The sequence below is a fragment of the Bacillus solitudinis genome, from assembly GCF_002797395.1.
In the GTDB taxonomy this organism is placed as follows: domain Bacteria; phylum Bacillota; class Bacilli; order Bacillales; family Bacillaceae_D; genus Halalkalibacter_A; species Halalkalibacter_A solitudinis.
Map to the genome: position 1 here is coordinate 546,509 of NZ_KZ454943.1, position 13,056 is coordinate 559,564.

Genomic DNA, 13,056 nt, shown 5'->3' on the forward strand with positions numbered 1-13,056 from the left:
CTCCTTCTATCCGAGTGCTAATTCTTATTTACCATATAGAACTTTAATTTGTCAATATTTTAAAAATTGTAATATTAGGTAACTACCTGACTAGCATCTTTCCAAACAAGAAAGGTGAATTTCTTTTTCAGTAGGAATACTATTTAAACCAACCTTTTTCCTTAAACCTAGAAATCGCTTCAATTCGGTTACTAACATCCAGTTTATCAAGAATAACGGAAATATAATTACGAACCGTACCTGTTGTGATATAAAGCTCGTCAGCAATTTCTTTCGTGTTTTTCCCATCAGCTATTAGCTCAATAACTTGCTTCTCACGGTCTGTTAATGGATTTTCTTCTCCGTAAGCAATATCCACCAACTCTGGAGCATAAATACGACGCCCATCCATGATAGTTCGAATAGAGCTGGCTAAATCTTCACTAGGGCTATCTTTTAAAAGATAACCGTTCACATTGGCTTTTCGAGCACGTTCAAAATAGCCGGCCCGAGCGAATGTAGTTAAGATTATTACTTTACAGGGATGATCCATTATTTGTTCAGCAACATCTAGACCACTCATTATTGGCATTTCAATATCCATAATACAAATATCAGGATTATGCTCCTTGACCAGAGCTATAGCCTCCTCGCCATTTCTAGCCTTGCCGACAACCTCCATATCCTCTTCTAAATCAAGTAAAGACGCAAGCGCTCCAAGTAATAGTCGTTGATCCTCAGCTATCATGATTCGAATCAAAGCAATTCCTCCTCTTTCGTTTGCAAAATGACATTAGGCACTCGAATATCTACTATCGTTGTTCCATTGACTGTTACAATATCTAAACTTCCATTAACAAATTCTAGACGCTCTCTCATACCTCTTAGACCATTGCCCTTAAAAATATCGGTTCGTTCCTTAATCCCTACTCCATCATCTTGTACCTTTACTTGAAGTTCTTTCGGAGTATCTTTAATTAGGACATTGCAGGATGACGCCCGGCTGTGCTTTACTACATTCGTGACAGCCTCTTTCAAACACATGCTTACAACGTTTTCAACTAACAACGGAGTGTTTGTCAATTCTTTGTTACCTTCTAGAACTAAATCAATTTGCGCTGCTTTTAATATTTGTTCAATGTGAACGAGTTCCTCATCTAGTTTTGTCCCCCGCATGTTAGATACTAATTCACGAACTTCTTTAAGTGCAGTTCTTGCCGTCTGCTGAACATCTATCATTTCACTTTTGGCTGATTCCGGATTTACAGTAATTAATTTTCCGGCTAAATCACTTTTCAAGCCAATAAGAGAAAGCTTTTGCCCTAAGGTATCATGTAAATCACGAGCTATTCGCTGACGTTCCTCATTAATCATTAACTGCGAAATTCTAAGATTTGCGTCTTCTAATTGGTCTTCAAGTTTCTCACGTTTAATTCGATTATACGTGTTAAAAGGCATTAAAATCACGCCAATAACCGAAATCACAATGAATGGAAATTGAGTGAAAAACAATTCGCTTTTAATATAAAAACTAACACTTACCCCTACAATAGTTGTTAGAAGATGTACCCCATACAACATAAAGAAACCTAGCTTACGCTGAATATTCCCAATGAAAAAGGCTAAAAACAAAGCAAAATACACAAAACCATACATCAGGGTCATTGTAACACTTATCACAATTTGTAAGCCTACCCAAAAGTAAAGAAGCCATCCTTTTGAAATAAAAGAAAGTCGATACGCAATAAAAAAGAGCAAAATCATTAGAAAACCAAGAATAATTTCAAACAGCGTTGATGACTTAAAAATAAAATAGAATGGTAGAATACAGAAGATGATCCACACGTATATACTGAGTCCTGCATTTTTCGGGAAAATATTATACCAGCTTTGCATAACAACCTCCTTTACAATTAAACATTCACTCAAAAAAAAACCTGCAATTCAGAGAGGGCACTGAAAAAGGTTGGTTTTACCTTTTTCAGTGCCCTCTAAGTAATGAGTGCAGCTGTTGCTATCTTTTTAGCCTAGGCCCGCAACGTGCGGAGCCTTGCCGCTTCCTCGAAGATGGTTTAAAGGTTGATTTTCACCTTTTTCAGGCTTATTATTTGACTTGGAAATTTGGTTCTTGTTTCTCCAGTTTCATACCATACTTTGCTTGACGACGTTTCACTTCTTTAAAGCTAATGAAAGTCTTTTGTTTCTCATCATATAAACGGAAGTGAATTGATTGCAAACTTGAACCAATCGTTATCGTTGTTGCTTGCTGCAACGGTGGTGTTGAGTCGTGAGCTTTTTCAAGGTTATAGTTAGGAACTCTTGGACTTAAGTGATGAACATGGTGGTAACCAATATTCCCTGTCACCCATTGCAATACCTTGGGAAGTTTATAGTACGAACTTCCATCAACAGCAGCTTTAACATAATCCCACTCTGTTTCATCTTCAAAATAGGAATCCTCAAATTGATGTTGAACATAAAACAACCAAATTCCTAGGGAACCTGCTACAAATGAGATTGGCGCCTGAATCAAAAGAAGAGCTTTCCAACCGATAGTCATCGTTAATATCGCATAAACAGCAACTATTAAAAAATTTATTAGATACATATTCAGCCGTTCTTTTCTTCTTGCATCTTTCCGGTTCAAGCGATTTGTAATTAAGAAAAGATAAAGCGGCCCTAACCCAAACATCACAATTGGATTTCGGTAAAGACGGTATAATATTTTCTCCTTAAAAGAAGCATTGACATATTCCTGAACGGTCATTATCCAAACGTCACCTGTGCCACGTTTATCTAAATTACTACTCGTTGCATGGTGAATGGAATGCTCGCGTTTCCACTTTTCATAAGGAAACATTGTAATAACTCCGGTAATCGTCCCGAGAATCGCGTTTGCTTTTTTACTTTTAAAGAAGGACTGGTGACAACAATCATGGAAAATGATGAAAATCCGTACCACAAACCCCGCAGCAACAACTGCTAAAGCAAATGTTAATACATACGAAATAGACAAGCTTTGATAGGCAAGAAACCAAAGAATGAAAAAGGGTATAAAAGTATTTATCATTTGTTTTACACTAGATTTATTATCGGATTTCTCAAAAGGGGCTACAGCTTTTTTTAATTGAGCTAGCTTTTGTTTACTCATAACGTTCTCCTTTGAAGTGAAATTTTCTTTAGTCTGTTTGTTACTATGATTATCATAAAAGAAACGGTACAACTTTTAAAGTCATGAACGTCAAGTGATGGGTATGACAAATGTCATGTCCAATTCCATCTCCATCCAATAGTTAGTATTGGATGGAATTACATAATTATAACTGTTTTTTTAAGTTTTCTCTAATCATGAAGAACATCGTAAAAACAATAAGAACTTCAAGTATCAATCCAAGTGTAGCCCACGTATCTATTTGGAATTCATACAATAAACTTTTATTTTCCAATAAAGTGATTGATAATATTCCTACTAGAAGAGCTAAGGGAATCAACGTTATCTTATTCTCAGCTTTAATCAGCAGATTCATGGATCGATTTAAACCATAAAATAATAAAGCAAATTTAGCAAAAATTGTTGGGAAATATAATGATACTAGGACAAAATCAAGCCGATCCAAGAATTCGGTTAAACGAATTTGTTGAACAAGAGAGTATGTAGGGTAGCTCGAATACCTAACGATTTCAGCTCCTAGTACAGCAATTTGTGTAAATAGAAGAATAAAAAACATACCAAGCCCGAGCCCTCCGCCCCAAATTAGTGTTTTTTTAGCACTTTTAAGAGGGTGTATTGTTCCGATAATTAATAAGACAATAATTAACTCACCTACCCACGCAAGACCAATATATGTTGATTGTAAGATAGAAGGTATAACCTTTAGTCCCAGTACTGGTTCGAAATTCTCTATATCCATCTCACCTACTAAGGAAAGGGGGATAAACAAAACAACGCAGATAAATATTAAAAAGGTTAATTCATTAAATCTTGCAATTACTTCTATACCCGCCCATGCCATATATAAACTGCAACCGATTATTAACATCGTTACAACAAATGAAGGCGTTAATGGGAGAAGGGTTGTGCCTATAAAACCACTTAAGATTCTAAGGTCTCGTATTAAAATATGCGAAATGAAAATTACCATCAATAGAGCAAAAACCTTTGTTTTCATACCCCTAGGTTGCATATGAAATGTTCGCAGTTTATTTATGCCGAATAAGGAAAATTTGACGATAATTACAATATAAATAAACAAAAAGAACGGGACAGTCCAGGCATTTTGAAGAGATAAGTCAACTATTGACTGGGGAAGAACAACTAGACTGCTTGCAATAATCGAATTTGCAGCTAAAAAACCAAGTTGTCTTTGTGAAATTTGAACTTTCATCTTCCAACCACCCTATTCGTAAATATTGCAAATGTACTCGATAAAAATTCGATATATCCGCTCAATATATCCCCATATTGTAGAAATATAGCAACCGCAGCAGTAATACTTGAGAAAAGCAAGTAGAGATTCCTTACCTTTTTATTCTTTTTAAAAAGTTTATTGCTTGCAAAGTAGGTTGCTACTAACACCGTCCAAACAAAAGCAATCTGTAACAACTTACATCACTCCCCTATGCCAATCCCTTGAGTCACTAAGCCTGTTAAATCAACTGTGGTACTCACCCTGACTTCATATTTTAAATCAGGTAAAGTCTCCCTCCACCCATCTTTCCATTCATCATCCCATTTATTTCTTTCACGTCGACGTAACAACCAACCAAAACCAAAAGAATCAATTTCCTTTGATAAGGTTTCATCTAGTAGAGATCTGATTTCTTTTTCTACTTTTTCTTCAATCCTTTTGTTCACCTGCTCTAAAATACCGGTTTCTTCAAAATTTAGTTCTGTTTCATTTTCAATAAGGTTTCCTACTACCTCTATAGCAATTTCGAACTCCGGTTTATTGTTTTTAATGGCGTAACTAATGTTTGTCGTTTGTTCTTTAATTCGAACAACAATGTTTTCTCCTTCTTTCCATTCAATTGTGAAGGGCTCTCCTTTCATTTTTTCTAGCATCCACCTTACAGCTGAGGTTTGTTTTGGGTTAGTGATAAATTCTAACTTATCCTGTTTAAATACAGCGATTTTATTGATTGCAATTTGTTCAGCTACAAGTTCCGGATTCGGACTTACATTCTCAACTAGACTTAGAACGGGAAGCAAAGGGTCATTTCCTTTTTGTTGAAAATGTAACAGAAAGTCTTTTAAAGTTAGATAAAATGTATTCACTCCAATTTCTCTCACTGCCTCGGAAGAGAGATTCTCTAACTGGGGCATGGCAGCTAACACCGTTATGCCCTCTCCCTCAGCTACGAAAATTTGTGTGGTTAGCCTTGCTTCTCTTGTTCTTGTTAGAACATCAAGCGTTTTTCTTAAGCCATCTCTTGCTAACGTTTCACCAAAAACAGTAATACGCCTGTGTCCAAACAATAATTTTCTAGACATTCGTTTTTGTAAATTCGCATTTGCTTCCCGAACATTTCTTCCAACCCCAGCGTCTAAATAGAACAACGCTCCTCCTGATGTCCCACCGCCACCACTCTGACTTCCTGACCCAATTTCTCCAGGTAGGGGAATTTGTGTGGCTACTTTATAATTTTTATCATCGATCATATCAAAGCTGGTTCCTGTAACGATTGCAATGTCATTAATTTCCCTCCGATCCCAACAGCCAAATAATGGGAGTGATATCATGATACAGATGACTAGCCTAATCACGTTTCTCATAAATTCCTCCAAAAAATTTAATCATCTTGACCAGGGGAGGGTCTAAGGTTGTTAGGTTGCCTTCTATCGTTATTTTTTACAAATTCACTTGGCCTCGAATTGCTCATCCATATTGGTACTCGAATAAAGACATCTTTTAGTCCAGATAACTTTAGAGGTGCAAGTGGTTCAAAGTATGGTACCCCAAAGGATCTCAATTTACAGAGATGGGTTAAGGTGAAAACCACACCGATTACAAGACCAAACATTCCAAATGTAGCCCCTAGTATCATTAAAGGAAATCTCAATAAACGTATTGAAATTGCAAGACTAAACTTCGGTATCGTAAACGACGCAATACCTGTTAATGAGACAATAATAACCATTGGTGCAGAAACAATCCCTGCTTCAACAGCTGCGGTTCCTATAACAAGCGCACCTAAAATACTTACCGCTTGTCCAATTGTTTTTGGTAAACGAACCCCAGCTTCTCTTAATGCCTCAAATGAAACTTCCATAATTAACGCCTCGACTATTGCTGGAAATGGAATAGCCTCTCGACTTGCAGCGACACTAAGTAATAGATTAGTCGGTATCATCTCTTGATGATACGTGGTAACTGCAACGTATAAAGCTGGCAAAAGTAATGCAATTCCTAGAAAGAGGCATCGAATAAGCCGAAGGAAAATGGCAATATAAAATCGATCATAGTAGTCTTCACTTGCCTGAAATTGTTGCCAAAAAGTAGCTGGAAGTACTAAAGCAAAGGGGGTTCCATCTACGAGCACAGCAATTCTCCCTTCAAGTAAATTAGCTGCCACCGAATCAGGACGTTCAGTTGTGTGGATTTGGGGAAATAAGCTCCATGGATTATCTTCTACCAGCTCTTCAATATAGCCTGTTTCAAGAACAGCATCAATTTTTATTCGATCTAACCGCTGATGTAATTCTTTTAAAACCTCCTCATTTGCTATACCATCGATATAAACAACTGCTACACTGGTTTTTGTTTGTTCTCCAATTTTTTTAGAGACAATTTTTAATTTTGAATTCTTGATTTTTCTTCTTATCATCGATGTATTGGTTCGAATATTCTCAATAAAACCTTCACGTGGTCCCCGAATGGCAGATTCCGATTCTGGCTCTGAAATCGCTCTTGTTTCAAATCCAGCTATTGGAAATAGTAACGCTCTGTCACTCTCATCCAAAATAAGAACTGCATTCCCGTTAAGAATTTGATTAGCTGTATCTTCGAAAGAATGACTCTCCAAAATATTTGCAATAGAAATAACTTTCTGTTCTAATTCTTCCAAGGTTACACTTTGACTTCGTTCTAGTTTTACTAATTCATGTAATACCTGATTTTGGATATCATCCGTTTTAACTAAACCTTCTACGTAAATTAAATAAGCAGTTCTGTCATTAACTTGAAATTGCCGAAAAATGATATCTGAGCAATCACTAAATATTTCCCTAAAACGTGCAATGTTTAAGCCTATTGCCCGCGATAATGTATCATTTGGTGTTGGTTTCATTTTCATACCCCGTATACATCGACTTTCTACTAATTTCCCCCTAATCTTGATGATTATTCTAAAGTGAATTAAAAAGAGTTCCATCAATTTCTAAGGCTTTTCCAATATGTTCCGGGTGATACACACTAATATTTTCTCAATAGTTAAACATATATCTTAAATGCATTTTTCGTGTAAAAAAACCTTACACTCACTACAAGCTTACTTTGCTCGTGTTATTATAACGACATCAAAGAAAGTTAGGAGGGAAAAGACATGACAAATAAGAAACTTAAAAACCCTGGAATCTTCTCGTTAATTACCCTCACGTTCATCGTACTATTTGGTTAATTTCTTAAATAAATTATAAAAAGAGAGAAAATAGGAGAGAGAGATTTACATAAAAAATCCCCTTTAAGAGAGTGAAACGATACAAGCAGACTTAGCTTGTACAATACACTAACTTAAAGGGGATTTTTCAAGGTCTGTTAATTTAAATTGCAAATCAGCCAATCTCCTTCTAAGGTCAAGACCACCATGTAACTTTCTTCCCCCTCTCTTCACCTTTCATCTCCTGTGAATAAGAGGTGAATAAATGGTAAAACTATCTTAGTGACAAATTAGCAAGGAAAAGAGGAAAATTATGAAGGAAATTTTACAGCAAGTAAAAGAAACGCTTGAAAAAACATATAATAATCCAGAGGACCATGATTTAGATTCTAGTATACAACAGCTTCAAGTAGCAAAGGAGCAGTATGGCGATAGAGGTACAATGATTGAAGATGTCATCCGCTCATTAACACAAGCTAAAAATGCTAAAGATCAGTTAGAGAATGCTGGAGATATATCATCTTCTGCATCATTTGGAGAAGCATATAATGGGCTTAACCAAGCGATTGAATCCTATAATGAAACAGAAGAAGTTCCTTTTAACAGACTTTAGGACGAAGCAGGCGCTCCACACGTTGCGCGCCTGCCCAGCTACGAAAAACCCACTCATAGCAGACGAAACAACGTTCCACTCATTACTTAAAGGCCATTAAAAAAGGTGGAAATTGTACCTTTTTCAATGGCCTTTGGTTTTCCAGTTTTGAATTTTTCGTAAGTTAACCCGATAATAATCAGGCTGACAGAAAAATATAGAAAAAAACAAATAGAACTATATAAATTCATTTTCCACTTGATTCACGAACGCATATTCGTATATAATAAGAACATTCATTCGTAAAACAATTATATGTATAGAGTTTAATTTTTATCCAATAAAACAATTCTTAGTAGGAAGGTATCAATTAAAATGAAATCATTATCAGATGAGGTTCTTATTGAGAGTTATTACCAAGCAACTAAATTAAATTTAGATGAAACATTTATCTTTCTTTTAAAAGAAGAACTTTTAAAACGAGGTTTAGTTCTTAGTGAAGACTGTTAGCACGACCTTTTTAACTTTTCCTCTTGAATTTCCACATCTCGTTCGATTATCCATTCAATAAATTCATTTTCTTCTTTACTTAACATCCTTTCTAGCTTTTCTGAAAAATATTGATTTAATTCTTTAGACATACGAGCCAAACAACTCCTTTTATATATCCTTACCATTACTATTTTACTCCACCTTGAGTAACTTGCAAGCGTTTTCTTATTAATATAACGTAAATTTGTTAAGATTACGTAACTACTATTCCTAACTATATTTGCTCGCTACTGTTCCTCTGTAAAGAAAGTGGATGAAAATCACCAAATATGTATCTGTCTGTTTTTAAACTTTGAACCAGTTTATAATTATCAATTTGTTGCACACCCTGCTTATTGCGATAAAATATACCAAATACAAAAAGGAATAATCAATTTGGTCTAGGTATCCTTCCACTTAAAAAGCAAACCCTATCGAAACAGGATTTGCTTTTCCATTCCTTCTTTATTTGCCATCAACCACTTCTTTTAGTAGTTGATAGGAGCGTTTTTGCTTTACAGGATCGTAAATATAGGATACAGCCATAATTTCATCGACCTTATATTTCTCTTGAAAGCGAGTCAACTGATCGCGTATAGAATCTTTACTTCCCTTTAATATTACACTAGACATTGATTTAGCCATTTCCTTCTCAGGCTGACTCCAAATATGGTCCATGTTTTCAACTGGAGGACTTAACGGTGTTTGAGTCCCACGAACAACATTCAAGAAAAATTGTTGCATCGTCGTTGATTCAAATTCGGCCTCTTCATCACTTTCAGCTGCAATGACATTAAGACATACCATCATATACGGAGCATCTAAATATTCTGAAGGCTTAAATTGGTTATAATATATCGAAATTGCTTCTTCCATATACCTTGGAGCAAAATGAGAAGCAAAAGCATATGGTAAGCCTAATTTAGCTGCTAAATAAGCTGAATCCGTCGAAGAACCGAGAATATAAATCGGAATATTCGTGTCCACACCAGGATGAGCTTTTACATAACCTTGTAACTCTTTCGAACCAAAATAAGTAAGCAATGCTTTAACGTCATCAGGAAATGTGTAAACGGAAGAATCATTTTGAGAGCGTCTTAAGGCACTTGCGGTCTTCATATCTGTACCGGGTGCCCGACCAAGACCTAAGTCCACCCGGTTAGGGTAGATGGTTGCCATCGTTCCAAATTGTTCTGCTACGACTAATGGGGAATGATTAGGCAGCATAATTCCGCCAGAACCAACACGTATGTGTTCAGTGTGTTCTAAGGTATGTTTAATTAAAATGGACGTAGCAGAACTCACTAATGTTGGTGTATTATGATGCTCAGCAATCCAATAGCGTATATATCCCATTTTCTCAGTCGCTTGCGCCAAATCAACCATAGCATCAATGGCTTCTAAAGCCCCCTGGCCTTCGCGAATTGGGGCCAGATTTAAGACTGAGACGGGTATGTTTATCTTAGGCATTTAAATTTGTCCTTTCTAATGAAGTTTCAATTCTATAGTAACAGTTAGAAAACCGGAAACAAACTTAAATGCTTGGATAAAAAATTAATAAGGGCCTTGAATTAGTTTACTCTTCTTCACATTAAAAATGCATTCCTCTAATTCCTATTACATTATTGCTAAAGATGAACATCGCTATTCCTTTAATCAACTTAACATCCGACAGTGGGTCGTTCGAGAAAAGGTATTTAACATAGTTTCAATATTTGTATCTAATATTTGAAACTATGGTGAGCAGTCAAAGAACTAGAGATACAAGTGGATTAGAGAGAATCATTGATCATAATCTTAAAAAGAATAGATATTAAAATTTCTCCAAATATTTGGAAGTCTTTTGTGTTTTTAGTACAAAAAGAAAATTCACTTTATTTGACTTGACGTTCCATCAATATATCTTGTAACTGGTCAATACTTTTGACAATATGAGTCGGGTTAGAATCACTGAGTTCTTCTAGTGAACCAAATCCATATGTTACTCCAATAGAGTCAATTCTAATTTTATTTGCACCAATTATATCGTGTTTTCTATCCCCAACCATTATAAAGTCATCAAGCTCATGTTCCTTATACTTATCTATTATGTATTGAATAATTTCAGCCTTGGACGACCTGGTTCCGTCAAGATGACTGCCGACAATAAGGTCAAAATACTGGTCTATATTAAAATATTTTAGAATTTGCTCAGCAAATACGGTAGGTTTTGAAGTGGCTACAACTAATGTGAATTGTTGTTCTTTTAACAATGTTAATAGTGCTGGAATATTTGAATATAATTCATTTTCGAACATGCCCTTTTCCTTAAACCTCTCTCTATAAAATTCAATTGCTATTTGTGTATTTTCTTCATCAAAATTATAATATTCAGCAAATGAAATTTGCAATGGGGGGCCAATAAAACATTCCAGTTTATCAATATCAGACTCAACAATACCCATTTTCTGTAATGCAAATTGTACAGATTTAGTGATACCTACCTTAGGGTTAGAAAGTGTTCCGTCTAAATCAAATAAAATAATTTTATAATTGTTCATGTATAACTCCCTCCTTGTATAGCTGGTCCTAATTTTACCATATTCAGAAAAAGTAAGTTTTCCGTTGTTAATTATCTCAATAAAACACCGGGCTGTTGAGAATCAGCCCGGTGTCTTTTTTATAATCAAATCAAAGAGTATGTTAACTTTATTCCGTTTGAATGACTGGAATAATCCGATAAAAAGCATTAAAGGTCATTTATTGAAAGTTACCATTTTGACCAAAATGAGGGCGTGCTGATTGTGCATTTTGCTGTCTTACTTGTTGCACATCCGTGTCAGAAAATCCGGCTTGAAATGGTGATTGTGGACCATTATACTGTCCGAAGCTGCTTTGTTGCGCTCCAAATCCTTGCTGTCCTGTTTGTTGGAAACTACCACCAAACTGAAATTGTGCTGATTGTGGGTTTTGCTGTCTTACTTGTTGCACATTTGTGCTAGAAAATCCTGATTGAAATGGTGATTGTGAACCATTATACTGTCCGAAGCTGCTTTCTTGCGCTCCAAATCCTTGCTGTCCTCCTTGTTGGAAGCTACCACCACCAAACTGAGGCTGTGCTGACTGGGCATTTTGCTGCCTTACTTGTTGCACATCAGTGCCAGAAAATCCAGATTGAAACGCTGCTTGTGCTTGTGGGCCACTAAATTGTCCGAAGTTGCTTTGTTGCGTTCTAAACCCTTGCTGTCCTGCTTGTTGGAAGCTACCTGCACCAAATTGTGGTTGTGCTGACTGGGCATTTTGCTGTCTTACTTGTTGAGCGTCGGTTCCAGAAAAACCTTGTTGGAATGCTGCTTGTGAACCACTGAATTGAGTTTGATTGAAATTTGTCATAGAAACACCTCCTAAATAGATTATCTGCAACAATTTAAATAATATTAGGAAATGTACTTATTTCACGATAAAAAATTCTTCTAATCCTGTCATAGAATTTTCTGGCTACTTATAAACAACAAAAAAAATCGTTGAGTGGTTCATCACCTGCAAACGTTACCATCCAAGATTATTTTTGAAGGTTCTCATCTAAAAAATTGGTTCTAAATCGAACCTAGTGAACTTTTCTATTCTGATTTACGACAAATAACTACTTTCTTTATTTATTCGTTAAAATCTCCACTCTCTCACTTCCCCCAACTACTAGCATATCAGTCATTTTAATAAACAACCCGGTTTCTACAACTCCCGTAATTTTTTTTAATTCCTCTTGAAGGGTAGCAGCATCTTCAAACAAACCTATTTGACAATCTACAATATAGTTTCCATTATTCGAAACAAATCGTTCTTTTTCTTTTTTTCTTATAATTGGATTATAGCCTAATTTAGCAAGACGTCGTGCAGTGGTTTCCCATCCAAATGGGACAATTTCAACTGGAACTCCAAATGATCCTAACTTTTCAACTCTTTTACTCTCATCTACGACAATAATCAACTTTTTCGATGCCGCTGCAACGATCTTCTCTCGAACAAGAGAGCCTCCCCCACCTTTAATTAAATTAAAATTCGGATCAACTTCGTCAGCTCCATCAATCGCAATATCCAATTGCTTTACTTGTGAAAAATCAGTTAATGGAACTCCAAACTCCTTTGCCCAACCTTCTGTACGAATCGAGGACGGCACACCTTTTATTTTTAATCCTTCTTTTACTCGTTGTCCTATTCGTTTTATCACCCAGTACATAGTTGAACCCGAACCAAGTCCTACCGTCATCCCGTCCTCTATCATTTCAACAGCCTTTTCTCCGGCACATTTTTTACTTTGTTCTATTTCATTTAGCATTTATTTCACACCTTTCATAATTAGATGAAAAAGGGGATGTGTC

Annotated in this window: 13 protein-coding genes; 2 read left to right on the forward strand and 11 right to left on the reverse strand. The window is 35.9% G+C overall.

Annotation, left to right across the window (positions count from 1 at the left end):
* Positions 1-139: 139 nt before the first annotated feature.
* The 6 genes from CEF19_RS02730 to CEF19_RS02760 form a co-directional block, all read right to left on the reverse strand.
* Positions 140-739 carry a response regulator transcription factor gene (locus CEF19_RS02730; protein ID WP_100404663.1) on the reverse strand — a complete coding sequence of 200 codons (600 nt, stop codon included), beginning with the start codon at positions 737-739 and terminating at the stop codon, positions 140-142.
* Complete coding sequence (locus tag CEF19_RS02735; protein ID WP_100404664.1) at positions 736-1,875, reverse strand: sensor histidine kinase; 1,140 nt, start codon at positions 1,873-1,875, stop codon at positions 736-738. The genes CEF19_RS02730 and CEF19_RS02735 overlap by 4 nt, the downstream gene beginning before the upstream one ends.
* Positions 1,876-2,083: 208 nt before the next feature.
* Positions 2,084-3,130 carry a Delta(5) desaturase DesA gene (locus CEF19_RS02740; RefSeq protein ID WP_100404665.1) on the reverse strand — a complete coding sequence of 349 codons (1,047 nt, stop codon included), beginning with the start codon at positions 3,128-3,130 and terminating at the stop codon, positions 2,084-2,086.
* A 166-nt stretch (positions 3,131-3,296) separates the two neighbouring features.
* Entirely contained in the window at positions 3,297-4,364 is a 1,068-nt protein-coding gene (locus CEF19_RS02745; RefSeq protein ID WP_100404666.1) for a GerAB/ArcD/ProY family transporter, read from the reverse strand.
* Between the two features lie 224 nt (positions 4,365-4,588).
* Complete coding sequence (locus CEF19_RS02755) at positions 4,589-5,752, reverse strand: Ger(x)C family spore germination protein (RefSeq protein WP_100404668.1); 1,164 nt, start codon at positions 5,750-5,752, stop codon at positions 4,589-4,591.
* A 17-nt stretch (positions 5,753-5,769) separates the two neighbouring features.
* On the reverse strand, positions 5,770-7,266 hold the full coding sequence (locus CEF19_RS02760) for a spore germination protein (protein ID WP_227521899.1): 1,497 nt from the start codon (positions 7,264-7,266) through the stop codon (positions 5,770-5,772).
* 622 nt (positions 7,267-7,888) lie between these two features.
* On the opposite strand from CEF19_RS02760, the gene CEF19_RS02765 reads away from it, so the two are divergent.
* Positions 7,889-8,188: a hypothetical protein gene (locus CEF19_RS02765; protein ID WP_100404669.1), complete on the forward strand. Its 300-nt coding sequence runs from the start codon at positions 7,889-7,891 to the stop codon at positions 8,186-8,188.
* 354 nt (positions 8,189-8,542) lie between these two features.
* Positions 8,543-8,677, forward strand: coding sequence for a sporulation histidine kinase inhibitor Sda (locus CEF19_RS02770; protein ID WP_100404670.1), 135 nt, complete (start codon positions 8,543-8,545; stop codon positions 8,675-8,677).
* Here CEF19_RS02770 and CEF19_RS23930 read toward each other — a convergent pair.
* The 5 genes from CEF19_RS23930 to rpiA form a co-directional block, all read right to left on the reverse strand.
* A complete protein-coding gene (locus CEF19_RS23930; protein WP_264755119.1) occupies positions 8,674-8,808 on the reverse strand; it encodes a hypothetical protein in 135 nt (44 codons plus the stop codon). The genes CEF19_RS02770 and CEF19_RS23930 overlap by 4 nt on opposite strands.
* Positions 8,809-9,163: 355 nt before the next feature.
* Positions 9,164-10,168 (reverse strand): LLM class flavin-dependent oxidoreductase, encoded by a 1,005-nt coding sequence (locus tag CEF19_RS02775; RefSeq protein WP_100404671.1) that lies wholly within the window; start codon positions 10,166-10,168, stop codon positions 9,164-9,166.
* Positions 10,169-10,572: 404 nt separating this feature from the next.
* On the reverse strand, positions 10,573-11,238 hold the full coding sequence (locus tag CEF19_RS02780) for an HAD family hydrolase (protein WP_100404672.1): 666 nt from the start codon (positions 11,236-11,238) through the stop codon (positions 10,573-10,575).
* A 199-nt stretch (positions 11,239-11,437) separates the two neighbouring features.
* A complete protein-coding gene (locus CEF19_RS02785; protein WP_100404673.1) occupies positions 11,438-12,070 on the reverse strand; it encodes a hypothetical protein in 633 nt (210 codons plus the stop codon).
* Positions 12,071-12,329: 259 nt separating this feature from the next.
* Positions 12,330-13,013, reverse strand: a complete 684-nt coding sequence (gene rpiA, locus CEF19_RS02790; protein WP_100404674.1) for a ribose-5-phosphate isomerase RpiA — start codon at positions 13,011-13,013, stop codon at positions 12,330-12,332.
* Between the last annotated feature and the right edge of the window lie 43 nt (positions 13,014-13,056).